This is a genomic window from Brevibacillus sp. NL20B1 (genome assembly GCF_018195675.1).
Lineage (GTDB): Bacteria > Bacillota > Bacilli > Brevibacillales > Brevibacillaceae > Brevibacillus > Brevibacillus aydinogluensis.
This window is the reverse complement of the sequence record NZ_JAGTPT010000007.1, coordinates 107440-131859: the sequence shown is the minus strand read 5'-3', so window position 1 is coordinate 131859 and position 24420 is coordinate 107440. Positions and strand designations below refer to the sequence as shown.

The following is a 24420-nucleotide window of genomic DNA, read 5'->3' as shown; positions in this document are numbered from 1 at the left end:
GCCGCCGTCTCTCCTCGCCACGTATTGCCTGACAAGAAAAGTGTTCGATCGACAAGGAATCGGCCGTTTTGAGGCGAATACACATGTGAAGAGCGAATGCGGAAGAGTCTCAGAGGAATCGAGGTGTTGATCGTGAGTTCGATGGATAAAACCATGAAGTTCACGGTGCCCAAGGAAAATAATACGGTGGAAGTGCGGGAGACGCTGACAGAGGTCTACAAGGCCCTGCAAGAGAAGGGGTACAACCCGATTACGCAGATCGTCGGCTACCTGCTTTCCGGTGATCCGGCATTCATTCCCCGCCACAACAATGCGCGCAGCCTGATCGGCAAAATTGAGCGGGACAGAATTATTGAAGAGCTGGTAACCGTCTACTTGTCGGAAGAACGCAAGTAGGTGTGTGCAGGCAATGGCACGAATTCTGGGATTGGATGTGGGCGAGAAAACCATCGGCGTGGCCGTCAGCGATGAGCTGGGCTGGACCGCCCAAGGGGTGGAGACGATCAGGCGCCAGTCAAAGGAGAAGGATCTCGCCCGCTTGAAAGAATGGATACAATATTATCAGGTCGGCGAAATTGTCGTGGGCCTGCCCAAAAATATGAACGGCACCATCGGAGCGCGCGGGGAAAGCTGCCAGGCGTTTGCCCGTTGGCTCGAGGAACGGACGGGGCTGCCTGTACGTCTTTGGGACGAACGGCTGACCACCATGGCCGCGGAGCGAATGTTGATTACTGCCGATGTCAGCCGGCAAAAACGCAAAAACGTGATAGACAAAATGGCGGCCACATTAATCCTGCAGGGTTACTTGGACGCAAAATCGAGGTGACCGAGATATGAGCGAAGAACTGTTTGATGAGTTTGAAGTCGGGGATGTGATCGCACTGACCGAAGAAGGCGATGACAACCCGCGTGATTTCCGTATCATGTACATTTTTGACATCGAAGACCGCACGTATCTCGTGCTGGTTCCCGTCGACCAGGAAGATGAAGAGGAGTACGAGGTTCACTTCCTGCGCTACGACGGCACTGACATGCTCCAGCCAATCGAGGACGATGCGGAGTGGGAACAGGTGGAGGCGACGTTCGAGACCCTGATTGCCGACCTGGAAAAAGAAGAGCTGTAAGAGCAATAACGGGAGGGCGATGCAGCCCTCTCGTTTTTTTGCCCGTGGCGTTGCGCTCCGCCTGCCTGTCGCCTGCATGATGTGCCCAAAAACTGCATGGATCACGTGCTGATGACAGCAGGACATGCCTTGGGTATAATGGAAAAGATGCAGGGACGAGCCCTCTTTGGGGTCCCAGGTGCCTTGTGTCGAAATCAATGGATTGGCAGCGAGGCACCGCGAAAAAAGGAGGACTCTGTCGTGAATCATCTGTCACTGAAACAAGATCGCAGCGCCGAATGGCCGCCGCCCAAGCGGCGCAGGCGCGGCCGCCTGTTTCGGTTGGGGGTCGCGCTGTTCTGTCTGCTGATCGCGGCGGGAGGAGCGGCATTTTACGTGTATCAAGGGCTGCAGCCGCCAAATGGCGAGCGCACAGTTAAAACGGTAACCATTCCGTCCGGTTCGTCGGTGCGGGAGATCGGCCGTCTGCTGGAGGAGCAGGGGCTGATCCGCAACGCCGACCTGTTTGCCTACTATGCCAAATACCAGGGGATCGGCTCCCGCCTGCAGGCCGGGACCTACCAGTTTCAGACGGGTGCCACCGTCGATGAGATCCTGCTAGCCATGGCGCAGGGCAAGATCGTGGTGAACTCCGTTCGCTTTACCGTGCCGGAGGGCTGGAACGTGGAGCAGATCGCCGATCATCTGGCCCAAAAAGGACTTGTTGACAAGGCGGAATTTTTGCGGGAAGTGGAGCAGGGAAGCTTTCCGGAGTTTCCGTTTGTCGCGGCCATTCCGAAAACAGAAGGGCGAAAATACCGCCTGGAGGGCTACCTGTTCCCCGAGACGTACGAAGTGAAAAAGGGGGCCAGCGCGCACGAGATCATCGCCAAGATGCTCGCCCAGTTCCAAAAGGAATGGCAACCGGAGTGGACGGAAACGTTGAAGCAGAGGAACATGACCATGGATGAGGCAGTCCGCCTGGCGTCCATCGTGGAACGGGAAGTCGTGGTGGACAAGGAGCGGCCGATCGTGGCCGGTGTCTACTACAACCGGCTGCGTGAAGGGTGGCTGTTGCAGGCCGACGCCACCGTCCAGTTTGTTCTCGGCAAGCAGCGCGACCGGCTGACGTATGACGATCTAAAGGTAAACAGTCCGTACAACACGTACAAGCATCCGGGACTGCCGCCCGGGCCGATCGCCAACCCCGGCCGGGCGTCGCTGGAAGCCGTCGTCCATCCGGCCCAACACGATTATTTCTTTTACGTGACCAAAAAGGACGGTTCGTCCGAGCATTACTTTTCCCGCACGCTGGCCGAGCACCAGGCCAACGATGCGAAAAGCAGAGGGAACTGACGCGGTTTCCTCTGTTTTTTGCCCGCGGGTATGCTATAATGATCCGGTTGTTAGGTTAGGGAGCGTGATGTGATGATTACCAATCCGGCGATTGATGCTTATGTGACGGGGCTGATCCCGCCGCGTTCCCCGCTGCTGGCGCGATTGGAGCGGGAAGCGGCGGAAGAGGGCATTCCCATCGTCCAACTGCCGACAGCGCAGACGATCCGGATGTTGCTCCAGCTTCACCGGCCGCAGTCGATTCTGGAAGTGGGGACCGCCATCGGTTATTCCACCATCTGGATGGCGGAGGCGGCACCGGAAGCCCGTATCGTCACGATGGACATCGACGAACAGCGTCTGGAGCGGGCGCGTGCCAACATCGCCGAAGCCGGGTTGTCAGAGCGGATCGAGATTCTCAATAGAGACGCCACGCTCGGTCTGCCGGACACGTACCAATTTGACTGTCTGTTTATCGACGCCGCCAAGGGACAGTACCGCACGTTTCTCGATCTCTACCTGCCGCTGTTGCGCGAAGGAGGGCTGGTGCTGTCTGACAACGTCCTGTTTCGCGGGCTGGTGGCGGCGCCGGAAGAAGCGGGAAAACGACAGCGGTCGCTGGTGGACAAGCTGCGGCAGTTCAACACCTGCCTGGCGCAGCATCCGCAATTGGAAACGACGTTTGTTCCGGTGGGCGACGGCCTGGCCGTCAGCCTGAAGCGGACAGCCGATTACACAACTGAGAACGGTCCCCGGCTGTAAGGCCAGGGAGTAGCCAGAGGAAGGAGACATGGAGCATGGGTCACCCCGTATTGATTGGGGTCGCCGGGGGCAGCGGCTCCGGCAAAACAACCGTGGCGCGGGAACTGTTTCGCCAGTTTCAAAACGACAGCGTCGCCATGATTGAGCAGGATTCGTACTACAAGGACCAGAGCCACCTCAGTCTGGAAGAGCGTGCGATGACCAATTACGACCACCCGTTTGCGTTTGACAACGATCTGCTGCTGTTTCACCTGCAGGAGCTGATGCAGCGCCGACCGATCCAAAAGCCGATTTACGATTTCAAGGTGCACAATCGGAAAAAGGAAACAGTGCTGGTGGAGCCGAAAGACGTGATTATTCTGGAAGGCATGCTGATCCTGGAAGATCCCCGCATCCGCGACCTGATGGACATCAAGGTGTTTGTCGACACTGACGCGGACGTGCGCATCGTCCGGCGGATCATGCGCGACATCGAAGAGCGCGGCCGTTCGCTTGAATCGGTGGTCAACCAGTACCTCAACGTCGTACGGCCGATGCACCTGCAGTTTATCGAGCCGACCAAGCGGTACGCCGACGTGATCATCCCGGAAGGCGGCTACAACCGGGTTGCGCTCGATCTCCTGTCGACCAAGATCCGCAACATCCTGCTGGAGAAACAGCAGCTCTCCAACGCGTAAGCGACGTCAGCCAGGCCGGGAAAAAGATCGCTGCCTTGCCGGGCCGATCGAAGCCGCAGGCAGCGTGACCGGCTCAGTCAGGGACATCACCGCACGTGAATATCTGAACCGATACGCGAGCGCACCGCTAACTAGCGGCGCGCTTTTTTCATGCCTGAGCTGTGAAAACGAAGGGTCCCATCAGGTTTTCCCGCCACCTTCTCCGGCAATACTGGAAAAAAAAGGCGGGGGGGATTGCGCATGGACCTGGAACGACGGGTGAAACGGCGCCACTTTCTCGTGCTGTTGTTCATGACGCTGGTGTGGGCCGGGCTGTTGGTCCGCCTCTGGTGGATACAACTGTGGGCATCGCACCGCTTCTCCAAACACGGCATCGATTTGGTGAAAAATGCGGTCAAGCAGCGGCAGCAGAGTATCGTGTTAAACAGCGGCCGGGGCGACATCCTCGACCGAAACGGCTACCCCTTTACAGGAGAGGAACAACTCGCCCTGCTTTTGTTCCCTTTGGCGAGGAGCAGCCTGCAGGACAACGGCGTTTGGAAGCGGCTGGCGGAGATCGTGCAAGTGCCGAAAACGATGCTGACAGACGTGATGACCAAAGCGAAAGCTCCGATCATGCTGAGGCAGACAGACGGCAGGCTGGTCCCATTGAGCGAGCGGCAGGCGGATCAGGTAAACGCGCTGGGGATTCCCGGCGTCCTCGCCCTGAAGGTGACGGAGCGCTATCGGACGGACGAGGTGGCCAAGCACGTGATCGGCTACATCCACCGCAATCCCGATCTGGTCCGCAAGCTCTATCCGGACGAGTGGGCGGAAGGAAAAATGAACGCGGACAGCACGGTCGGCGCGTCCGGCCTGGAACGCAGCTTTGACCGGTTTTTGCAGGGCGTGGAGCCGTCCGTGCTCTCCTACTATGTGGACGGCGAGGGAAAGCCGCTCAAGGGTCTGGACATCCGCTACACGCGGCAGGAAAACGAGTACTACCCGCTGTCGCTGGTCACCACGCTGGACGCCGACCTGCAGCGCCGCTTGGAGCGGGCGGCGGACAGCGCCGGTATGCAAGAAGGGGCGATCGTCGTGCTGGATGCCGAACACGCAGACGTCCTGGCGATGGTCAGCCGGCCGCAGTACGACCAGACGAAGGTGGACGTGCAGCAGGGGGCGTGGCGAAACCGCGCTGTCAAGCAGTACACTCCCGGTTCCGTATTCAAGACGGTTGTGGCCACGGCTGCCCTGGCGGAGGGGCTGGTTTCCCCCACCGAGCGGTTTGTCTGCCGCGGCAGTTATGGCAAATACGGCTTTTCCTGCTGGAAGCGGGACGGTCATGGCGCGCTGACAATGGAGGAGGCGTTTGCCCAGTCCTGCAACATCACCTTTGCCGAAATTGCCAAACGGATCGGCGGGGACAAACTGGAAGACTACGCCCGCCGTCTGGGCTTGTCTTCTCCGGTGGGCCACGTCACGCCGCACCTGTTCAAACTGGACGGTTTTCGGCAGATGGACGGCGAGGAGCAGGGACGGGTGTTCGCCGAGTCGGTATCCCGCCAGGATGAAGGTGTATTGATCCAGACAGCGATCGGCCAGCGGGATGTGCGGATTACGCCGCTGCAGGCCGCCAATCTGATGGTGACCATCCTGCGGGGCGGGCAGCCCGGCCAGGTGCGGTTGGTGAGTGAGATCGCGTATCGAAACGGTCAGACGTTTTACCGCTTTCCGGAGCACCGGCTGCCGGAGTCGGGGATTGACTATGTGACAGCCAAAAAAATGAGGCGCCTGCTGCGCCTCGTCGTAACCGAAGGAACGGGCCGGCTGCTGCTGCAGGCGCCGTGGCCGGTGGCGGGCAAAAGCGGCACCGCGCAGACGGGGGCTGGCGACGGCAGCAACCACCTCTGGTTTGTCGGCTACACGCCGGTCGACACCCCCCGGTACGCCATTGCCGTCGTCGCGGCAAACCAGCCAGCCGGGGAGTCGACCAAGGCTATGGAGATTTTCCGTCGCGCTGTCGAAGCGATCGCCGAGTGGCAAGCTCAATCTTCTCCACTTCGCGCAGGGAGTTTTCCAGAATAAAAGCGCGCGCCTGCAGCTTGTCTTGTCTGTTCAGTCCGACAATCAGCATGATCGGCGATGAAGACATGTAGAGGGACTGATTTGCCTTCGTCCAAATCGTACGGCGGTCTCCCTTGCTGGGCGTCAGCCTTTTGATGGTGTGGCTGTGCCAATCTCCGATGTACTGCCAGCGCTGCCGTCGGCTCAACTTGCGCACCAGCCTGCGCAGGTGGTCGTCGTCAAACAGGATGGCGTTGGGATGACGAACGGCTTTGGGACCGGGATCGCTGGCATAGGTAATCAGCCACTCTTTATCGTTTAACGCGTATCCCATCAATATCCCTCCCGTTTCCAGGGAGGGATTATTTCTGACTGAAAGTTCGATCTGCTTCCACGCCTTGGGCGTGATATACAGCGAGGTCATGGCCTGGTTACCTCCTTGACTCAACCTCCACAGGTCCGCCATTTATCCTATGCTGCAGCATGCCAATGTGATTGTGACTTTTGTCATGCGACTATTGTCGAAAAAAGGTTGTCAGAAAAAGTGGTTGTTTTCTATAATTTAGAAAAAATATGAATGCTAGGAAAGGTTTGATGCTATGCCAATGGCTTCTGTAAATCCTGAACTGGTCGGCAAAGTGCTGGCCGAGGATCTCTATTCGGATGCCGGTGTGCTGCTGTTGCCTCGGCGAACCGTACTGACAGCCGCTCACGTGAATTCGCTGCGCAAACAGCGCATCACGCGCGTCAGCATCGCAGAAGACCTGTCTGAGGGGAATGGCGAAAAGATCTCCGCCCAGCTGCTGGACAAGGGTGGGGACCGGGAGATTGTGGTCTGCTACCTGGAAGCGATGGAGCAGACGAGGCGGCTGTTTGAGCGCGTGGACATTGGACAGATGCCGAGCCTGCACGAGTTCTGCCAGGCGTTTCAAACGCTGGCGGATCAGGTGGGGGAGCGGCTCGGGCTGTTTCGATCCCTGTACGTGCTGGAAGGTGCGGACAGCTACACGTACCGCCACTCCCTCAACGTTGGGATTCTCTGCACGCTGATCGCCCGCTTGTTGAAATGGGACGAGGAGCGTATCTCGTTGATGGGAGCGGCCGGTTTTCTGCACGATATCGGCAAAACGCGCGTGCCGCGGGAAATCCTGCTCAAACCTGGCAAGCTGACGGACGAGGAATTTGCCGAGATGAAGCGGCACACCGTGTACGGGTACGAGATTCTCAAGCAGATGGAGGGCGCTCACGAAACACTCGCGATTTGTGCCCTGCTGCACCACGAGCGGCTGGACGGCTCCGGCTATCCGGACGGGCGGAAGGATGAGCAGATCCCGCTGGAGTGTCAGGTGGTGGCAGTTGCCGACATGTTTGACGCAATCTGCTCCGACCGCGTCTACAAGCAGCGGACGTCCCCGTTTGAAGCGGCCCGCATGCTGTGGAAGGAGGCGTGCGACGGTCTGCTCAACATCGAAATCGTCTCCCCGTTCGTCCACTACATCGCCCAGCTTTACGTGGGAGCCAAGGCGCGGCTCAACAACGGAGAAGAGGTGCAAGTGATCCTGATTCACCGGGATGAGCCGATGCGTCCGTTGGTTCGCCGGCAGGGAGAGTTTGTCGATCTTCGCAACCACCGCCAGTTGTGCATCGATAAAATGCTGGGATAGCCGCCGTTGGCCGGTCGTCGTGATGCATATTGCCGGAAGCCGACGAGGCCAATCGTCGCGTCCCGGTCATGTACGGTCATGGTAAAGGTACGACCATCAATATCCGTGATAACCGACACCTTCCGCATGCCCGCGGTATCCGTTTCCAAGCCCCGGGGCAAGGCGGGAGGTGTTTGTTCTTGTAAAAAAACAAAAGCATTCCTGTCCGTTATGGGAAGCGGAAGAAACGATCTGATGTTGATATGCCAAAATTGTGGGAGTAAAATAACAAGAAAAAGCAATTAAAATCGTATGAAATATGTTGCAAATCAACCGGTTGACAAGACAAACAAAAGGAGGAACTGCGTGTCATGTTGGTTTCAAAAAGGCAGCAGGAGATTCTCGAACTGCTGGAACAGAAGGGACACGTCTACGTATCCAACTTGAGCAAGCAGTTTCAGGTGACGAAAGAGACGATACGCCGCGATCTGGAGGCATTGGAGAAACAGGGATTGATTCACCGCACGCACGGCGGTGCAGTGCTGAACCAGCGGGAAAAAGAAGTATCGCCGCTCATCCAGCGCGAAGTCGCCCATCTGGAAGCGAAGCGGGAGATCGCCAGGGAAGCGGCCAAAGGCATCCAGGACGGGGACATTATCGCCCTCGACTCCAGCGACGTCTCCTTTCAGTTGGCCCGGCTTCTGGGCGAGCGGGAGATCACCGTAATCACCAATTCCATCGCCGTCACCCTGGAGTTTCTCCGTCAGGACAAGGTAAAGGTGATCACCGTCGGCGGCTACTTGAACAAGGACTCCACCTCGTTTTTCGGAACGATGACGGAAAAGTCCATCGAAGGTTACCACGTGGATAAGTTCTACTTCTCCTGCCACGGGGTTCATCTGGAACACGGCATATACGAGAACAACGAGATGGAAGCGCAGGTCAAACAGAAGTTCATCTCAATCTCCGACCGCTTGATCCTGCTGGCCGACCACACGAAGTTCGGGCAGAAGTCGCTGACCAACCTGCTCTCCCTGGACAAGGTGGACCAGATCATCACGGATCACGGATTGCCGCTCAACCAGTTGTCCGCTTTCAAAGTAGAGGGGTTGAATATACAACTCGCCCAGTCGTAAAAGGTGGGTTCTTTTCTGTTTTCCAACCCAACATTTTCGCCTGGAAAAGAGAAGCAATTCCGCAAAATCGTGTGGGATTGCTTCTCTTTTGTTGGTTTCGGAATATTGAAAAAGCAAAAAAATGCGGATAATATGTGGGACAAACAAAGCATCAATCGATTCAGGAGGAGCCGAGATGCAGAACAAGCTGGTGTTTGGAATTGATTTTGGAACGGAATCGGCTCGCGCCGTTCTAGTGGATGCAGCAAACGGAGAAGTGAAAGCGATTGCAACCAAACCGTACGCCCACGGCGTAATCGTGGAGACGCTGCCGGGTACGTCGGTTCGGCTGGACAGCGAATGGGCGCTGCAGGACCCTCAGGATTACCTGGATGCGCTGGTGGATACGATCCGAGCCTGCATGAAAGAGGCCGGGGCCAGACCGGAGCAGGTGATCGGCATAGGGGTGGACTTTACCGCCTGCACGATACTGCCGATCCGCGCTGACGGAGAACCGCTCTGCGCCGATCCCGCATTTCGCGGCAACCCGCACAGTTGGGTGAAACTGTGGAAGCACCACGCCGCAGAACCGGAAGCAAACGAGATCACCGCGTTGGCACGGGAGCGAGGAGAAGCGTTTCTCCGCTATTACGGCGGCTCCCTCTCGTCTGAGTGGCTCCTGCCCAAAGTGCTGCAGATTCTGCGCGAAGCCCCCGAGGTGTACCATGCGGCAGACCGCTTCGTGGAGGCGGGGGACTGGATCGTCCAGCAGTTGACGGGCGAATTGAAGCGCAACTCCTGCGCGGCGGGGTACAAGGAAACCTGGAACAAACGGAACGGCTACCCGCCGTCTGATTTTTTGAAAGCCCTTCATCCGGACATGGAGCATTTTGTCCGTGACAAGATTGCCACCCCGATCTGCCCGGTCGGCACCTACGCCGGCCATCTGACGGAAGAGATGGCCCGTCGGCTGGGCCTGACGGAACAGGTGGCTGTCGCCGTGGCCACGATAGATGCCCATGCGAGCGTGCCTGGGGCGGGGATCGTCGAACCCGGTCAGATGCTGATGGTGATGGGAACATCCATCTGCCACATGGTGATGGCGGAAGAGGAACTGTTTATCCCGGGGATAAACGGCGTTGTGGAAGACGGGATTCTCCCCGGACTGTATGGATACGAAGCTGGGCAGGCTGCCGGAGGCGACACGTTGGCCTGGTTTATCCGTCACGGCGTGCCAGCTGCCTATCACCAGGAAGCGGAACAGCGGGGCATGTCCCTGTACGCCCTCATGGAAGAAAAAGCGAGGGCGATCAAGCCGGGAGAGAGCGGGCTCATCGCGCTGGATTGGCTGAACGGTAATCGCTCCGTGCTCAACGACGCCTCCCTGTCCGGCCTGATCGTCGGCATCCGGCTGGAGACGAAGCCGGAAGAGATTTACCTTGCCCTGATGGAAAGCCTGGCGTTTGGCACGCGCACCATCATCGAAGCGTTTGAAAACGGGGGCCTCCCCATCCGCAAGCTGTACGCCTGCGGCGGTTTGTCCGTCAACAACCGCCTGCTGATGCAAATTTTCGCCAACGTGACAGGCAAGCAGGTGGAAGCAGTTTCGAGCCCCAATGCTTCCGCGCTGGGCGCCGCCATGTTCGGCGCGGTCGCTGCAGGGGCAAACGCCGGCGGCTACGATTCGATCATGGAAGCGGCCAGCCGGATGAAAGACGGCCACTCCGTCGTCTACCGGCCGGATGATCAGGCGCGTCAGACGTACGACCGGCTCTACCGGCTGTACAAGGAGCTTCACGACACCTTTGGACGGGGAACCCTGATGAAGGAATTGAAATCGGTAAAAAAATGGACGGAGCGTTTGACATGAAAATTTGCGTGGTTGGCAGTTTGAACACGGATATGGTAATCAGGACCAAGACGTACCCCCGCCGAGGGGAGACGCTGTTTGGCGAGACGTTAGACATCCTCCCGGGCGGCAAGGGCGGCAACGCCGCGACCGCGATCGCCCGGCTGGGCAAAAAGGTGCTGCTGGTCGGATCGGTCGGACAGGACTCGTTTGGCGATCGGCTGCTGGCGGAGCTCAAGGCCAACGGCGTCGACGTGTCGGGGGTGAAGCGCAGCGCAGCGGCCAAGACCGGGACGGCGATGATCACGATTGACGCCTACGCGGAAAACACCATGCTGGTGGTGCGCGGGGCCAATGCGGACCTGGCACCGGAGGACGTCGACAAGGTGCTCCCCGAGCTCCAGTCCTGCCGCATCCTGCTGACGCAGATGGAAACGGGCGAGCGGGCGGTCGTCTACGCGATGCAGAAGGCCAAGGAGAACGGCAGTCTGGTGATTCTCGACCCGGCGCCGGCGGAAGGCATCACGATGCGGGCGCTGCAGTACGCTGACATCGTCATTCCGAACGAGCAGGAGACGAAGTACATGACCGGCATTGAGATTGATGGTCCCGACGACGCCCGACAAGCGGCCCGGTACTTCCAGTCGCTCGGCGTTTCCCGGTCGATCATCAAGATGGGGCAGCGGGGCTGCCTGGTCTTCACCCCGGAACGCTCGGAGTACATCGAAGCGATTCCGGTTCAGGCGGTGGACACAGTCGTCGGTGACACGTTTTCCGGCGCGCTGGCCTGTGCGCTGGCCGACGGAAAAGACTTGTTTCAGGCAGCCCGTTTTGCAAGCGTTGTCAGTGCGCTGAAGGCAACCCGTTTCGGCGCCCAGGTGGGCATCCCCACACTGGCGGAAGTGCGGTCCTTCATCGCCGAACGCGGACTGCGCGAATATTTGGACGGGACAGCCGCGGCACATGACTGACGGAGGTGTGGACGATGCAGCCGTATTTGTTGGAAATGAAACACATCAGCAAGACGTTTCCGGGGGTGAAGGCGCTCGACGACGTGCAGTTGGCGGTGCGTGCAGGTGAAGTGCACGCCTTGATCGGAGAGAACGGGGCGGGCAAGTCGACGCTGATCAAAATCCTGGCAGGCGTGTATCACCCCGACCCCGGAAGCCGCTTTTTCTTTGACGGCAAGGAAGTGGAGATCAAAAAGCCGCTGGACGCGACCCTGCAGGGCATCTCCATCATTTATCAGGATTTGAGCCTCTTTCCCAACCTGAGCGTGGCGGAAAACATCTGCATGGGCCGCGATGCCGGAAAAGGACCATTTCGCCTGGTCAAGCGGAAAGAAAAGAGGGAGCTGGCCGCCCGCATCCTGAACGAATGGGGTTTTGGCATCGATCCTGACGCCCGCCTGGACACGCTGAGCATCGCAAAGCAGCAGCTCGTCGCCATTGCCAGAGCGATTGCCTTCGAGGCCAAGCTGATCATCATGGACGAGCCCACCTCGTCGCTCTCGTCCGGCGAAGTGGAGCTGCTGTACAAGGTGATTGACGACTTGAAACGAAAAGGCATCGCCATCCTGTTTGTCAGCCACAAGATGGAGGAGTTGTTCAAGGTGTCGGACCGGTTCACCGTGCTGCGGGACGGGAAGTACGTCGGCACGTACGCCAGGGAAGAGCTAAACGAAGATAAGCTGATCGCACTGATGGTCGGACGAAAAGTGGAGGCGGTGTCGAGGCAGGAGACGCAGCCGGGCGAGCCGGTCCTGGAAGTCGTCTCGCTGTCCAAGCGGGGCCATTTCAAGGACGTCTCGTTTACCCTGCGAAAAGGGGAAGTGGTCGGCATCACCGGGCTGGTCGGTTCGGGCAGGACGGAGTTGGCGCATGCGTTGTTCGGCTTGCAGCGGCCGGACGCGGGCGAGATCAGGTTGAACGGAAATGTGGTGAACATTTCATCCACAGCGGAGGCGGTAAAACTGGGCATCGCCTATGTCCCGGAAAGCAGGCAGCGGGAAGGACTGATCCTGCAGCAGTCGATCGTCCGCAACGTCTCCCTGCCGATCCTCAAGCAGTTGAAAAACCGCCTGGGGTGGATCGACGGAAATCAGGAGGCGAAACTGGCCGAGGGATACATCCGCTCGCTGGACATTCGCCCCGCCATCCCGGAGATGGCCACCGGCAACATGTCAGGCGGAAACCAGCAAAAAGTGGTCATTGCCAAATGGCTGTCGACAAACCCGCGCATCCTGATCGTCGATGAACCGACCAACGGGATCGACATCGGGGCGAAGACGGAAATTCACAAACTGATCCGCTCTCTGGCTGCCAACGGGCTGGCGGTGATTGTCATCTCGTCCGATTTGCCGGAAGTGCTGGCCGTCAGCGATCGCGTGCTGGTCATGCGAAAAGGGACGATTAGCGGGGAACTGTCCATAAAGGAAGCGACCCAGGAGAAAATCATGAACCTGGCTTTGATCGGACGACCAAAGGCAAAAGGAAATGAGGCGGTCGGATTATGAACAAAATCCTGAAATCAAGCGAGTTTGGAATCGGAGTCATCCTGCTGCTGCTGTCCGCGGCGCTGGCGGCCACCAGTCCCGTCTTTTTGACGGCGGACAACATCCTGGACATCTTGAAGGGCAATGCCGTGCTGGGCATCCTCGCAATTGGGATGACGCTGGTGATCATCACCGGCGGGATTGACGTCTCCGTCGCTGCAGTGACGGCCGCCATCACCGTCATCATCGGCAAATTGGCCGTTTCGCTGCACGACAGCGGATGGAGTCTGGCCGCCATTTTTCTCGCCGCGCCGCTCGCGGGAGTGCTGTTCGGCCTGGTAAATGGGCTGCTCGTCGCCAAGACAAAGATTCCACCGATCGTGGCCACGCTGGGCACCAAAAGCATCCTGGCCGGTGCCACGCTGTACGTCACAAACGGGGCGTACATGAACAGCAGCGATTTGCCGGAAGCGTTTCTCCGCTTCGCCCAATGGAAACCTTTCGGGGTATCGGTTCTCATCCTCATCTTTTTTGCGGTCGCGCTGTTTACCTGGTTTCTGCTGAATCACACCGTCATCGGCCGCTCGGTCGTGGCGATGGGCGGCAATCCGGTTTCGGCAATGCGGGCGGGGATTCACCTGCAGTCCGTACAGTTGTTTGTATACGCTTACATGGGCTGCCTGGCGGGCATTGCCGCGATCGTGCAAACCGCGTACACCAAAGGGGTGGACCCGAACGGGTTCAACGGCTTCGAGCTGACCGTTATCGCCGCCGTCGTCCTGGGCGGGGCCAACATCATGGGCGGCTACGGTTCCATCCCGGGAACGATCCTGGGTGTGCTGCTGCTCGGTGTGATGCAGAACGGTCTGATCCTCGCCCATGTCGATACATTCTGGCAGGATATCGTGACCGGCGCGATTATCTTGATCGCCGTCACCTATGACGTGATCAAGCGGAAGCGCGAGGAAGCCAACCGGGCAAAAATCGAGATCGAGGCGTAGGAGCGGGGTGAGGACATGAATTTTCTCTCGAAAGAATGGATTCTCGGCTACGTGTTTGCGGGACTGTTTCTGTTGATGACGCTGTTTGTCCCGGGATTTTTTGACACGTACAACCTGATCAACATGCTGTTTCAACTCCCCGAACTGGGCATATTGTCGCTGGGAATGATGGTCGTGCTGCTGACGGCGGGGATCGATTTGTCGATCACCTTCCTGGCGGCGCTGGCTGGCGTGATCGTGGCAATGCTGCTGACCAACGGGTATTCCGTGCCGGTTTCCATCCTGGCCGGCTTCGCCACTGCGCTGGCCGGGGGGCTTCTCAACGGATTTTTCATCGCCGTCGTCGGCGTTTCCCCTATTCTGGTCACGCTGGGCACGATGACTTTGTTTGAGGGGATTGTCCTGCTGCTGACAAAAGGCAACAGCATTTCCGGCTTTCCGGAGAGCTACTCACTGATCGGCAACGGCCTCTTGGGAGTCGTTCCGATTCCGATCCTGATCTTTGCGGTGATTGCCGTGATCCTGTCCATTCTGCTGAACAAGACAGCGTGGGGCCGCAGCGTCTACATGTTCGGCAACAACCCGACGGCGACGCTGTTTTCCGGGATTAACACGACCCGGGTCGTCCTGTTGGTCTACCTGTTTGCCGCATTAATGACCGCGGTGGCGGCCATCATCATGACCAGCCGCTACAATTCTGCCAAGGTGGACATCGGCAGCTCGTACCTGCTGCAAAGCATCGCTGTCGCAGTCCTGGGCGGCACCAGCATTTCCGGCGGGTACGGCAAAGTGATCGGAGTCGTGCTGGCCGTGGGGATTTTCCAGATCATCTCCAACGGGCTGAATCTGCTGGGCGTCTCCAGCATGGTCATCGACATCCTGATGGGCACCATCCTGATTGGCGTCCTGCTGATCAACTATGTCTCAGCAAAGCGCAAGCAAAGTCAGACCGCGTGAAGGGAGGGATGCTGCCGAACCTATAAAGTCATCCGCTTCTTTCACCTTTTGTCCAATACAAAATCTCTGATCAAGAGACACAGGGGGAGTTTTGATGAAAAAGATGAACAAAATGCTGTCTGTTTCCGTCTCCGTTTTGCTGACACTGGGCTTGATGACGGGCTGTGCCGTACAGAAAAATACGGCCGCTCCTGCTGATGGCGCGGCAGGGGGGAAAAGCGACGGCAAGCTGACAATCGCCGTCGTTCCCAAACTGGTCGGTATCCCGTACTTCAACGCGTCGGAAAAAGGGGCAAAGCAGGCAGCAGACGCACTGGGCGTTGAGCTGATCTACACCGGCCCGACCCAACCGGACGCCGCGCAGCAGGTGAAGGTGATCGAGGACCTGATCGCCAAAAAGGTAGATGTGATCGCCGTCGCGCCGAACGACGCCGCCGCACTGACGCCGGTGCTGAAAAAGGCGAAGGATCAAGGCATCAAGGTGATGGACTGGGACACGCCGGCCGATCCTTCGGTGGTTGAACTGTCCGTCCATCAAATCGACGACGAAGTGTACGGACGCCACATGGTTGACCTGCTTGTCCAGGCGATGGGCACCGACCGCGGTAAAGTGGCGATCGTGACGGGCGGCTTGTCGGCGCAAAACCTGAACACCTGGATCGACTGGTCGAAAAAGCAGATTGCCGAGAAGTACCCCAACCTGCAGATCATCGGGGACAAGATCGGCACGGACGAGAAACAGCAGGTGGCGTACCAAAAGACGCTTGACCTGCTGAAGGCCAACCCCGACCTGAACGGCATCCTGGCCTACTCCACGGTGGCGCCGCTCGGTGCAGCTCAGGCGATCCAGGAAAAAGGCCTGCAGGACAAGGTGTCGCTCGTAGGCGTGGCGCTGCCCAAGGACTCGAAACCGTTCCTGGAAGACGGATCGCTCGATACGGCGACGCTGTGGGACCCGGTGAAACTGGGCTATTTGACCGTCACCCTGGCCAAAGACCTGGCGGAAGGCAAGAAGCCGACCGACGGCCAGGAGGTGGCGAACGTCGGCAAGATCGAAGTGAAGGAAGACGGCAAAACCGTCATCATGGGACCGCCAAGCGACTTCACCAAGGAAAACGCCGGCAACTACGATTTTTAATCAGAGCCGCACAGACGCTGTCAACAAACGGAGGCTGCCTGTATTCAGGCAGCCTTTCGTTAGAGAGGTTCAAAGGCAAGCCGCTCTCCAAACTCTATGTAGAACTTCTTCAAGCCATGGCTGGTAATTTGGTATCGATAGTCATACAGGCATTATTGAGTATGTTTTGTAATCATATAAAAACAAACCAAATTACAAAGAGTCCCTATGCCAAGAAAGCCCCGCACGGCAGGAGGAACATCCAAATAAAGCGTCTCGATCAGCATCGCGACAAACAAGATTAAGTAAGTGATTTGCAAAAAGATTTTCTTATTCATTTTCGCACCTCGATCCATAGGCGAAAAAGCCATTGTCCATTACAGACTAATGTCTCTATTCTCATTATTGAATATACACTTACTAAAATAAACATCGGGTTCGTCCAATTTTTGTAATTCATCACTTTCTGGGCTGAGGCAAGGTTGGCAGCAACTTCTGCACTCGCTTGCAGACGAGAGTAGGTTGCATACGCATCTCCAGTGATACCCGCTAGCGTAGTCACAGTTGCAGCCCCTGCAAGAACCGCTTGCGCCAATCCTGCGGCGCCAGCCGGGAAACCTGCTACAATGCAGAAAAAGGATGTGATTGATTTTCTGTCAATCACATCCTTTTTCTCCTACCTGCCCTGCGTCTGCTTCGTCCGATAAAACTCATTAAACAACTTCATCAATGCCCGCTTCTCGATCCGCGACACGTACGAACGGGAAATGCCCAGCTCGCGGGCGATTTCCCGCTGTGTCTTCTCTTTGTCCTGGTCCAGACCGAACCGGCCAATGATCACTTCTTTTTCCCTCTCATCGAGGATGTGGATGTGCTGGTAGATCTTGTTTGACTCCAGCTTGAGCTGCACGGTGTCCACGACCTCGTCAATCTCCGTGCCCAGCACGTCGATCAGGGTGATTTCATTCCCTTCCTTGTCGGTTCCGATGGGGTCGTGCAGCGACACGTCCTTTTTGGTTTTTTTCAAACTGCGCAGATGCATCAGAATCTCGAGTTTACTGTCAAACGTATGCGGACCGTCGTATGTGGCAGCGGCGGGTGCCGCTTGTTGGCGTGCAATCCGTGACTGGTGTGTCTGTGTTGTGCTTATCTCCTCAACGTCACATTCTCTCGCCAGCCGAGCTCGTACGAAATCCGTCTGACAGTCTCCTTAAGCACCTGGATTAATTCAGGCAGCCGCTCGTCGCCGAATCGAACATCCGGACCGGCAATGCTTAATCCGGCACAGATGCGGCCGAGATGGTCAAAAATGGGCGCCGCCACCGCCGCGGTGTTTTCCTCCAGTTCCGAATAGCTGACGGTATAGCCGTTTTTCCGCGCTTCGGCGAGTACGTCCCGGAGCCGCTGCTTGTCCGTAATGGTTCCGGAAGCGTATGGAACCAGCGTGGTCGCGTTTATATACTGTTCACGTTCCTGTTCGTCCAGAAAGGCGAGGATGATGCGGGAACAGGCTCCCGCGTAGAGTGGGGATCTTCTGCCAATTTTCGTATAAAGCCGGACCGGATGCAGTGTGTCCAACTTCTCAATATACATGGCCTGGTCCCCGTCGCGAACGATCAGATTGACAGCCTCGTCCACCTGATCCCGCAAGGTTTTCATCAATGGCAACGCGATTTGGCGGATATCCAATCGCTCGGCCACCAATTGGCCGAACTGCAGGAATGTCAACCCCAGCGAGTAGCTGCCGTCTTCGTTTTTCTGTAAGAATCCCATCTCTTCCAGCGACCCTGTCATGCGGTGAATGGACGTTTTGGGCATGCCCGACAGTTCTACCATCTCATTGAGGCTTAGTTTCGCGTGTTGGAGAAACAGATTCAGCACTTCCATCGATTTGACAAGTGTCTTGTTCTTGTGTTGTACCATGAGCCCCTTGATCCTCCCCAGCCAATCAAAAGATGGACCCCAACGACTACGGGTGAAGATTTGGTCATGCACAGACCGCCGCAGAGTGGTGTTCCGTATTTCAGAACATTCATTTCAAAATTGTTACTATTATGATAGTATTTCGTAAATGAGAAAATCAACATGTACATTTTGAAAATGGACGAGGGCTGGCAGTCCAATTTCGCTTTGTTTGCCAATCCGCTACTTTTGACAAGCCCAAGCCGCATACCTTCTGACAGGGAGGGATGTGCGGTGCGTGTACAGCTCATACCTGGAGATTCTGCTCACAGTCTCCGATCCGCCTGTTATCAGTACTTGTCAGGAAAATACAGGAGGGAGAAGCTGAATGGTCGGGATTTACGCCAGGGTGAGTACGGAGGAACAAGCGAAAAGCGGATTCAGCCTCAACGACCAAATCAGGGAGTGCCGGAAGAAAGCGGGGACCTGCGAGGTGGTCGAATACGTCGATGACGTATCGGGTGAGTTTCTCGACCGGCCTGCCCTCACCAAACTGCGGCATGATGTAAAAGAAGGCTTGATTACAAAAGTAATCTGCCTGGACCCGGACCGGCTTTCGCGCAAGCTGATGAACCAGCTGATCATCACGGATGAATTTGACAAACGCGGGGTTGAGCTGGTGTTTGTCAATGGAGAGTACGCCAAAACGCCGGAAGGGCAGCTGTTTTACAGCATGCGCGGGGCCATCGCGGAATTTGAAAAAGCCAAGATCAATGAGCGGATGAGCCGGGGACGGAGGGAAAAGGCGCGGCAAGGTCGAGTGCTGCGGGATTTTAAAATCTACGGATACGGCTATGATCCCGCCACCGAGCAATTGGTGGTGAAAGAGGACGAGGCCGTGGTGATCCGGCTCATCTTTGATCTTTTCACACAGCCCAACGGCCTGGTGCAGGGCATCAATGGAATTGCAAAGTACCTGACGGACAAGGGAGTGCCGACAAAACGGGGAGCGAAAGTGTGGCACCGGCAAGTGGTTCGGCAGATTCTGATGAACGAAGCGTACATCGGGAAATTTTATCAAAATCGCTGGAATACGGAGGGGATGCTGGGAAACAGGTTTCGTTCGCCCGAGGAGAAAGTCCGGATGAGACAGCGGCCAAAAGAAGAGTGGATTTTACTCCCGTGCCCTGCGATTGTCGATGAATCCACCTTTGCGCTGGCACAAAAAATGCTGAAGGAAGCACGGAGGCGATGGGCCGGCAGACGGCTTCATTCCTATTTGTTAAGCGGGTTGGTCCGCTGCGGCGACTGCGGCAATACGATGACCGGGCGAAAGACAAAGCATTGGGGGAGGGACGTCTACGAGTACACGGACATCAAAAACACGGCGGGAGCCAAACACCGCGGCTGCGGGCGGCGCGTGAAGTGCGACGAGCTGGACCGGGAAGTGTGGGAAACCATCCGAACCTGGCTGAATCAGCCGGAGGAAATGGCGGCAGCCGTTGAGCAGCGCGACGAACCCTCGTTTGAGCAAGCTGAAATGGACCGGCTGACGAAAGAGTTGAACAAAACCAGAGTCGGCCGCAAGCGGTTGCTGAAGCTGTTTGCGTCAGGGGAAGATGCACTGGGAGAAGAGGAGCTTCGCCAGGAACTGCAAGAGCTGAAGAACAAAGAAGAGCGATTGGTGCAGCAGCTTGCAGAATGGCAGGAGCGGGTGAAACGCATGGAGGAAACGGGGGAGAACCGGAATGTCCTTTGGGAAGCGGCCAACTACTACTTGTCCAAGGCGCCTGAGGAGCTTACGTTTGAAGATAAACGGGAACTGATTCGCCATGTCGTACGCGAGGTCAAGGTCTTTCAGGATCACATCGCCGTCTACACCTTCTGATTCAGATGCATCCCGATTGACAGTAGGAGATCATTTTCAATGCAGCGGGCGGCATACGTCGCCAGTTTGGTCCCTTTTTCTACCTGGTAGCTCTCGATGGCTTTGATCAGTCCGATCGTCCCGATGGAAATCAGGTCTTCGCTGTCTTCGCCGGTGTTTTCAAACTTTTTGAGGATGTGAACACAATTCGATGCCATTTCCAGATGAAAGGAACTGCTGCCGCTTCAACTCGTCAAGGGCGCCGACGGCCGTGACTTGCACTTCGTCGCCATCAAAGCGGATCAGGATCTCATCAACCAACGTTTCCACGATATGGCGCTTATCCGCAAAGCTGAGTTGATCGCCGCCGCTCTCTACAAACGTTCGAATCGTTTGCGTCAGCTGAGCCGCTTGGGTGGCGGAAAGCTTTCTTTCCAACACTTCGGACAGTTGCTTTTCATAGCCGGAGAGTTCTTGCTTTAGCGACGTTAACCCGGCGTTGATGTGCCGCATTTCGTTGAGCATCTCTTGTTCGTCGATGACTTCTCGCTTGAACATGAGTTTAATCTTTTCTTTTTCCTTTTCTTTCTGCTCGATTTGCCGTTTGATATTCTCCGCAGCAGACTGCAGCTCCATATGAAGCTCTGTCGATCGGTTTTGCAACCGTTCGATGTAATCAGCGGGATTGGACAGCGTTTCCAGGACTAACCGCCATACGAAATCGTCGAGCATATCGGCGCGCAGCGTTCGGGTTGGACACTTTTCGACGCCTTCGCCATACCGCTTTGGAGTTTTGTTTGGACAACGATAACACGTGTAACGGATCTTTTCCCCTGTCTCTTTATGAGTTCGCCCGCTATACGTCGTTGCCTGCCACATCCGGCCGCAATGTCCGCAACGGATCATGGATTTTAACAAGTAATCATATTTGACGTTTCCCGATTTCTTTTTGTTTTTCTCTCTCCGCGACTGCGCCAGGGCGAAAACCTGCGGGTCAATGATGGGAGGAACCTCGACCAGAATCCAGTCATTTTCATCGCGGAACGTAACCGTTTTTTTGGGGTTCCCGTTCTTCGTTTTTTCTCCGCGGATTTTGCGTGTTTCCCGCCGATTGTAATAAAACCTGCCGATATACACTTCCGACGTTAACACGCGCCGAATGGAACTGGCACTCCAGTTCCGGCTTTCACCGCGTTTCGGCACGGCTCCGAGCGAATACAGACGTTCCCCGATCTCCCGCAGCGTATAATGATCATAGACATACCAGTGATACATTTTGCGGACAAATTCTGCTTCCTCCTCATTGATCACCAACGTATGCCCGCTCAGGTCATAACCGTACGGAGCCGTCCGCATCGGCATAATTTTTTTCTCTTTCTCCACCGCTTTGAGTCGGCCGCGCACCGTCCGTTTTTTAATCAACGACAACTCGTACTGGGCAATGGAGCTCATGAGATTGAAAAAGAGCTGTCCCTCCGGAGTGTTTCGGTACTCCGTATCCACGAAGATGATCTCAACATCGCTTCTCTCCAATTCTCGGCAGAGGATTAATTTATCGGTCAAATCTCTGGTCAATCGGTCGGGATGTGTAACAATCAATCGATTGATGATTCCCTGCGCGACATCCTGCCTTAAGTCATTCATCGCCGGTCGGTCGATGTCCTCGCCCGTAAAACCTTCTTCACGATATACCTTCAGCATATTTTCTGAAAGCCCCATGTCTCTCGCTTTTCGAATGCAAATCTCAACTTGCGCATCAAGACTGGTTCCCTCAGACGCCTGCATGCCCGTTGAAACCCTTGAGTAGATTGCGGTGTACATAATGAAACAGGCTCCCTTCAATTTTTGCTAATACAACCAATGACACCCGAAGCAACAAAAAAACCGGCTTATTCAGTCGGTTTTAAAAATCAATCGTTTTAAGATATAGTCGATAACTGCGTATTTGGCCTCGTTGGCGGATAAGGCGCTCGAGGGGGGGGGAACCGCAAAAGGCTGCGGCACATATACGATTTTGATGGTCGACATTCGTCCCATGCTCCTCACCTCAATACACCTTATTCCGCCGGTCGATTGTCCTAACACAACCGATCGATGTTTTCGACAAAGGTGCATTGCTCTTTCCTCAATAGGTCAGGGGAGCGGAGTTGCCGCGGATGGCGTTATCGGACGGAATGTCACAAACCTGTGCCTGTGTTGTGATAGCCGGAAAAAAGCTGCGCGTTGAGAATCTCATCCGCCAGGAGAAGATCACGGAAGCGTATCTGATCCGCCTGGTGGATGAAGTTTGCTGCCGGTTTTTTCGAGAAGAGCGCAAACGACATGCCAGTGTGGCAGAGGTGAACGGCAGGTGGGCAACGTTATTGGACTGGCTCCGCTCATGGTATAAAAAACCGGTAACACTCGTTTTTCGCGAGTTGTCACCGGTTTTTTCAAGGCACCGATTATCCGAGCGCCGTTTTCAGGAAAGCTTTAAATCGCAGCAGCGCTACCGCAAGTCCCGCCAACGCGACAGCCGCCAGTACGAGCAGCGATTGCCATATGTCTGCGGTGTGCATGCCGCGAACGATGATGTCCTGGAACGCCTTCTGCGCCCAGAATTGCGGCGTGAAATGACCGATCGCGCGCATCGTGGACGGCATAAGGTCGATCGGGAACCAGAGACCGCCGAGCACAGCCCCGCCCATCGTCAACAACTGCGTGAGTGCCATTCCCTGGTTTTCGCTCCTGACCAGCATTGACAGTGCGAGGCCAAGCCCCGTTCCGCACAGCGCAAGCGCGAACACCAGCAAGGCGATTGCAGTGATGTCGCCGAGCTGCAAGCCGTAAACCCAGTGTCCGAACAACAGCAGCACCGTGCATTGGATCAGCGCCACCGCGAGATAGGCCAGCCACATGCCCGCCAGGTAGCTGATCGGCTTGATCGTCGTGCTGCGCATACGCGCGATCATGCCCGATTCCTTGTCGCTCATAAACCGCCGAATCATCGAAATGATGACGAAGAAGACGAACATGACGGTATAGCCGGGTACATATTGCGAAATACTGCTGTTGGTCAAAGCGTTTTCCGGTCTGTCGTCGATGCGGAACGGCGCGGCCATGACCTGCTCCTGCCACGACTTGGACCGCCCCGTCGCCTGGAGAGCGGCTTTCACCTTGTTGTCCCGATAACCGTTCGCCAGGTTTTCAAGAATGGCGAGCAGGGGGCCGGCAGCAGCTTCGGCCGCGGCGTCGCGATAGACCGTTACCGATGTCTGCTTTCCTTCTTGGGACTCGATCCCTTGCCCGAATTTTCTTGGAATGACGAGCAGCACCGTTTCCTTGCCGTCGCGGATTTGTTGAATTTTGTCCGCCATCTCGCTCTCGACCGCCTCAACCATCTTGTAGCCGCCGGCGTCTTCGATTGCCTGAATGAACGCCCTGGAGGCGGTTGTCTGATCAAGGTCAATGTAGGATATCTTGAGGGACGTATTGCCGGCGCCGTTGAAGATGGTGCCAAACAATACGATAAAGGCAATCGGCAGTACGATCAGCCAGAAAAACAACCCTTTCTCTTTAAGCAGCAGCTTCCATTCTTTGCGTGCTACATTCCACATTGTAAGATCTCCTTTCAGGTTCCACTCAGGAATCGCGCAGCGTCGTTCCGGTCAACGCCAGAAACACGGTCTCCAACGATGGACGGACGACTTCCAGCCGTTTGACGTTGAGCGATCGCTCTTTGCATGCGGAAGCCCAGCAGGCGAGCGCATCGAGCGGCGCCGCCGTTTCCAGCAGCCAGCCGCGCCCTTGCGCCGCCGGTTCGTCGAAGCCCGGAAGCGCCGGCGGCCGTTCGCCTTCCGCCAGTTCCAGGTAGACGGCCTGTGATCCAAATCGGTCGAGCACCTCGTTCAATTCACCTTGGGCGATGACGCTGCCGTGGTCGATGATGGCCAAGCGATCGCACAATGCTTCAACTTCTTCCATATAGTGAGTGGAGTACAGCACCGTTACGCCCTCCCGCTTCAAAGAGCGAATCATTTCAAAAATGTGGTTCCGTGATTGCGGGTCGATGCCTACGGTCGGTTCGTCCATAATGATCAGCTTCGGTTTGTGCAGCAGTGCGGCGGCGATGTTGATCCGGCGTTTCATCCCGCCGGAGAAGGAAGCGATCGGATCTTTTGCCCGGTCTGCCAGGCCGACTTGCTCCAGAACCTCACGAATCCGTTTCTTCAGTTCGCCGCCCCGAACCCCGTACATTTCCCCGAAATAGGTCAGGTTGTCCAGCGAGTTCAACTTCTCGTACAACGTAATCGATTGCGGCACATATCCGAGCTTTGCCTTGATCCGGTCGCCGGAACGGCGAATGTCTTCGCCGAGCACCTTCACACCTCCCGCGTCGAATTCGAGCAGACCAGCCAAAATTTTCATCGTCGTCGATTTGCCGGCGCCGTTTGGACCGAGGAGACCGAAGCAGCTTCCTTCCCGGACGGTGAACGAAATGTCTTTGAGCGCCATTTTGCTGCCGTATGATTTACCGAGACCGTGTATTTCAATTGCAGGTTTCAAAGGAATT

General features: G+C 56.5%; 23 protein-coding genes and 2 pseudogenes. 16 read left to right on the top strand and 9 right to left on the bottom strand.

The features are described from left to right. The first annotated feature begins 132 nt into the window (after window positions 1–132). The 7 genes and pseudogenes from KDN35_RS07070 (at window position 133) to KDN35_RS07040 (ending at window position 5944) form a co-directional block, all read left to right on the top strand. Window positions 133–396 (top strand): IreB family regulatory phosphoprotein, encoded by a 264-nt coding sequence (locus KDN35_RS07070; protein ID WP_171565412.1) that lies wholly within the window; start codon window positions 133–135, stop codon window positions 394–396. A gap of 13 nt (window positions 397–409) precedes the next feature. Next, on the top strand, window positions 410–826 hold the full coding sequence (gene ruvX, locus KDN35_RS07065; RefSeq protein ID WP_171565411.1) for a Holliday junction resolvase RuvX: 417 nt from the start codon (window positions 410–412) through the stop codon (window positions 824–826). A 7-nt stretch (window positions 827–833) separates the two neighbouring features. Next, window positions 834–1124, top strand: coding sequence for a DUF1292 domain-containing protein (locus KDN35_RS07060; protein ID WP_171565410.1), 291 nt, complete (start codon window positions 834–836; stop codon window positions 1122–1124). A gap of 240 nt (window positions 1125–1364) precedes the next feature. Further along, complete coding sequence (gene mltG / locus KDN35_RS07055; RefSeq protein WP_230076733.1) at window positions 1365–2459, top strand: endolytic transglycosylase MltG; 1095 nt, start codon at window positions 1365–1367, stop codon at window positions 2457–2459. Window positions 2460–2531: 72 nt separating this feature from the next. After that, a complete protein-coding gene (locus KDN35_RS07050) occupies window positions 2532–3200 on the top strand; it encodes an O-methyltransferase (RefSeq protein ID WP_171565409.1) in 669 nt (222 codons plus the stop codon). Window positions 3201–3232: 32 nt separating this feature from the next. Beyond that, window positions 3233–3877: pseudogene (gene udk, locus KDN35_RS07045) on the top strand (uridine kinase); the annotation flags it as partial. A gap of 240 nt (window positions 3878–4117) precedes the next feature. Beyond that, a complete protein-coding gene (locus KDN35_RS07040) occupies window positions 4118–5944 on the top strand; it encodes a peptidoglycan D,D-transpeptidase FtsI family protein (protein WP_212132433.1) in 1827 nt (608 codons plus the stop codon). Here the strand turns inward: KDN35_RS07040 and KDN35_RS07035 are convergent. Further along, entirely contained in the window at window positions 5856–6347 is a 492-nt protein-coding gene (locus KDN35_RS07035; RefSeq protein ID WP_212132432.1) for a Mov34/MPN/PAD-1 family protein, read from the bottom strand. The two genes, KDN35_RS07040 and KDN35_RS07035, sit on opposite strands and share 89 nt — an antisense overlap. A 175-nt stretch (window positions 6348–6522) precedes the next feature. On the opposite strand from KDN35_RS07035, the gene KDN35_RS07030 reads away from it, so the two are divergent. From KDN35_RS07030 to KDN35_RS06995, 8 genes are all read left to right on the top strand, one after another. Continuing rightward, the gene (locus KDN35_RS07030) at window positions 6523–7587 is read left to right on the top strand and encodes an HD-GYP domain-containing protein (RefSeq protein WP_212132431.1); all 1065 of its coding nucleotides are present in this window, start codon (window positions 6523–6525) and stop codon (window positions 7585–7587) included. A gap of 350 nt (window positions 7588–7937) precedes the next feature. Beyond that, window positions 7938–8702: a DeoR/GlpR family DNA-binding transcription regulator gene (locus KDN35_RS07025; RefSeq protein ID WP_212132430.1), complete on the top strand. Its 765-nt coding sequence runs from the start codon at window positions 7938–7940 to the stop codon at window positions 8700–8702. Window positions 8703–8877: 175 nt separating this feature from the next. Then, window positions 8878–10551 carry a ribulokinase gene (locus tag KDN35_RS07020; protein ID WP_212132429.1) on the top strand — a complete coding sequence of 558 codons (1674 nt, stop codon included), beginning with the start codon at window positions 8878–8880 and terminating at the stop codon, window positions 10549–10551. Further along, window positions 10530–11501 (top strand): ribokinase, encoded by a 972-nt coding sequence (gene rbsK / locus KDN35_RS07015; protein WP_212132428.1) that lies wholly within the window; start codon window positions 10530–10532, stop codon window positions 11499–11501. Before KDN35_RS07020 ends, rbsK begins: the two co-directional genes overlap by 22 nt. A 14-nt stretch (window positions 11502–11515) precedes the next feature. Continuing rightward, the gene (locus KDN35_RS07010) at window positions 11516–13045 is read left to right on the top strand and encodes a sugar ABC transporter ATP-binding protein (RefSeq protein ID WP_171565401.1); all 1530 of its coding nucleotides are present in this window, start codon (window positions 11516–11518) and stop codon (window positions 13043–13045) included. After that, on the top strand, window positions 13042–14025 hold the full coding sequence (locus tag KDN35_RS07005; protein WP_212132427.1) for an ABC transporter permease: 984 nt from the start codon (window positions 13042–13044) through the stop codon (window positions 14023–14025). The genes KDN35_RS07010 and KDN35_RS07005 overlap by 4 nt, the downstream gene beginning before the upstream one ends. 15 nt (window positions 14026–14040) lie before the next feature. Next, window positions 14041–14982, top strand: a complete 942-nt coding sequence (locus KDN35_RS07000) for an ABC transporter permease (protein WP_171565399.1) — start codon at window positions 14041–14043, stop codon at window positions 14980–14982. A gap of 94 nt (window positions 14983–15076) precedes the next feature. Continuing rightward, on the top strand, window positions 15077–16120 hold the full coding sequence (locus KDN35_RS06995; RefSeq protein WP_212132426.1) for an autoinducer 2 ABC transporter substrate-binding protein: 1044 nt from the start codon (window positions 15077–15079) through the stop codon (window positions 16118–16120). Between the two features lie 313 nt (window positions 16121–16433). Here KDN35_RS06995 and KDN35_RS06990 read toward each other — a convergent pair whose 3' ends face one another. The 3 genes and pseudogenes from KDN35_RS06990 to KDN35_RS06980 all read right to left on the bottom strand — a co-directional run bounded on the left by KDN35_RS06990 (window position 16434) and on the right by KDN35_RS06980 (window position 18022). Further along, window positions 16434–16763, bottom strand: coding sequence for an adenine nucleotide alpha hydrolase family protein (locus KDN35_RS06990; RefSeq protein WP_171565397.1), 330 nt, complete (start codon window positions 16761–16763; stop codon window positions 16434–16436). Window positions 16764–16775: 12 nt separating this feature from the next. Beyond that, a pseudogene (locus KDN35_RS06985) lies at window positions 16776–17150 on the bottom strand (sigma-70 family RNA polymerase sigma factor); the annotation flags it as partial. Window positions 17151–17245: 95 nt separating this feature from the next. Then, complete coding sequence (locus KDN35_RS06980; RefSeq protein WP_171565396.1) at window positions 17246–18022, bottom strand: IclR family transcriptional regulator; 777 nt, start codon at window positions 18020–18022, stop codon at window positions 17246–17248. A 367-nt stretch (window positions 18023–18389) separates the two neighbouring features. On the opposite strand from KDN35_RS06980, the gene KDN35_RS06975 reads away from it, so the two are divergent. Further along, window positions 18390–19889: a recombinase family protein gene (locus KDN35_RS06975; RefSeq protein ID WP_171565395.1), complete on the top strand. Its 1500-nt coding sequence runs from the start codon at window positions 18390–18392 to the stop codon at window positions 19887–19889. Here the strand turns inward: KDN35_RS06975 and KDN35_RS06970 are convergent. The 5 genes from KDN35_RS06970 to KDN35_RS06955 form a co-directional block, all read right to left on the bottom strand. Then, complete coding sequence (locus tag KDN35_RS06970; protein ID WP_171565394.1) at window positions 19877–20086, bottom strand: sigma factor; 210 nt, start codon at window positions 20084–20086, stop codon at window positions 19877–19879. The genes KDN35_RS06975 and KDN35_RS06970 overlap by 13 nt on opposite strands. Then, window positions 20049–21689 carry a recombinase family protein gene (locus KDN35_RS06965; RefSeq protein WP_212132425.1) on the bottom strand — a complete coding sequence of 547 codons (1641 nt, stop codon included), beginning with the start codon at window positions 21687–21689 and terminating at the stop codon, window positions 20049–20051. The genes KDN35_RS06970 and KDN35_RS06965 overlap by 38 nt, the downstream gene beginning before the upstream one ends. A 72-nt stretch (window positions 21690–21761) precedes the next feature. After that, window positions 21762–21896, bottom strand: a complete 135-nt coding sequence (locus KDN35_RS20065; RefSeq protein WP_256379863.1) for a hypothetical protein — start codon at window positions 21894–21896, stop codon at window positions 21762–21764. Window positions 21897–22312: 416 nt separating this feature from the next. Beyond that, window positions 22313–23464 (bottom strand): ABC transporter permease, encoded by a 1152-nt coding sequence (locus tag KDN35_RS06960; protein ID WP_171565392.1) that lies wholly within the window; start codon window positions 23462–23464, stop codon window positions 22313–22315. 25 nt (window positions 23465–23489) lie between these two features. Continuing rightward, the gene (locus KDN35_RS06955; protein ID WP_171565391.1) at window positions 23490–24413 is read right to left on the bottom strand and encodes an ABC transporter ATP-binding protein; all 924 of its coding nucleotides are present in this window, start codon (window positions 24411–24413) and stop codon (window positions 23490–23492) included. Between the last annotated feature and the right edge of the window lie 7 nt (window positions 24414–24420).

Bases quoted from the DNA above. Each gene is read 5' to 3' on its own strand.
- KDN35_RS07010 (WP_171565401.1), top strand. From the start codon at position 11,516: ATGCAGCCGTATTTGTTGGAAATGAAACACATCAGCAAGACGTTTCCG.
- KDN35_RS07005 (WP_212132427.1), top strand. From the start codon at position 13,042: ATGAACAAAATCCTGAAATCAAGCGAGTTTGGAATCGGAGTCATCCTG.
- KDN35_RS06975 (WP_171565395.1), top strand. From the start codon at position 18,390: ATGGTCGGGATTTACGCCAGGGTGAGTACGGAGGAACAAGCGAAAAGC.
- KDN35_RS06970 (WP_171565394.1), bottom strand. From the start codon at position 20,086: ATGGCATCGAATTGTGTTCACATCCTCAAAAAGTTTGAAAACACCGGC.
- KDN35_RS07000 (WP_171565399.1), top strand. From the start codon at position 14,041: ATGAATTTTCTCTCGAAAGAATGGATTCTCGGCTACGTGTTTGCGGGA.
- KDN35_RS06960 (WP_171565392.1), bottom strand. From the start codon at position 23,464: ATGTGGAATGTAGCACGCAAAGAATGGAAGCTGCTGCTTAAAGAGAAA.
- KDN35_RS07040 (WP_212132433.1), top strand. From the start codon at position 4,118: ATGGACCTGGAACGACGGGTGAAACGGCGCCACTTTCTCGTGCTGTTG.
- KDN35_RS07020 (WP_212132429.1), top strand. From the start codon at position 8,878: ATGCAGAACAAGCTGGTGTTTGGAATTGATTTTGGAACGGAATCGGCT.
- KDN35_RS20065 (WP_256379863.1), bottom strand. From the start codon at position 21,896: ATGTCGACCATCAAAATCGTATATGTGCCGCAGCCTTTTGCGGTTCCC.
- KDN35_RS06995 (WP_212132426.1), top strand. From the start codon at position 15,077: ATGAAAAAGATGAACAAAATGCTGTCTGTTTCCGTCTCCGTTTTGCTG.
- KDN35_RS06965 (WP_212132425.1), bottom strand. From the start codon at position 21,689: ATGTACACCGCAATCTACTCAAGGGTTTCAACGGGCATGCAGGCGTCT.
- KDN35_RS07035 (WP_212132432.1), bottom strand. From the start codon at position 6,347: ATGACCTCGCTGTATATCACGCCCAAGGCGTGGAAGCAGATCGAACTT.
- KDN35_RS07025 (WP_212132430.1), top strand. From the start codon at position 7,938: ATGTTGGTTTCAAAAAGGCAGCAGGAGATTCTCGAACTGCTGGAACAG.
- rbsK (WP_212132428.1), top strand. From the start codon at position 10,530: ATGGACGGAGCGTTTGACATGAAAATTTGCGTGGTTGGCAGTTTGAAC.
- ruvX (WP_171565411.1), top strand. From the start codon at position 410: ATGGCACGAATTCTGGGATTGGATGTGGGCGAGAAAACCATCGGCGTG.
- KDN35_RS07060 (WP_171565410.1), top strand. From the start codon at position 834: ATGAGCGAAGAACTGTTTGATGAGTTTGAAGTCGGGGATGTGATCGCA.
- KDN35_RS07030 (WP_212132431.1), top strand. From the start codon at position 6,523: ATGCCAATGGCTTCTGTAAATCCTGAACTGGTCGGCAAAGTGCTGGCC.
- KDN35_RS06980 (WP_171565396.1), bottom strand. From the start codon at position 18,022: ATGGTACAACACAAGAACAAGACACTTGTCAAATCGATGGAAGTGCTG.
- KDN35_RS07050 (WP_171565409.1), top strand. From the start codon at position 2,532: ATGATTACCAATCCGGCGATTGATGCTTATGTGACGGGGCTGATCCCG.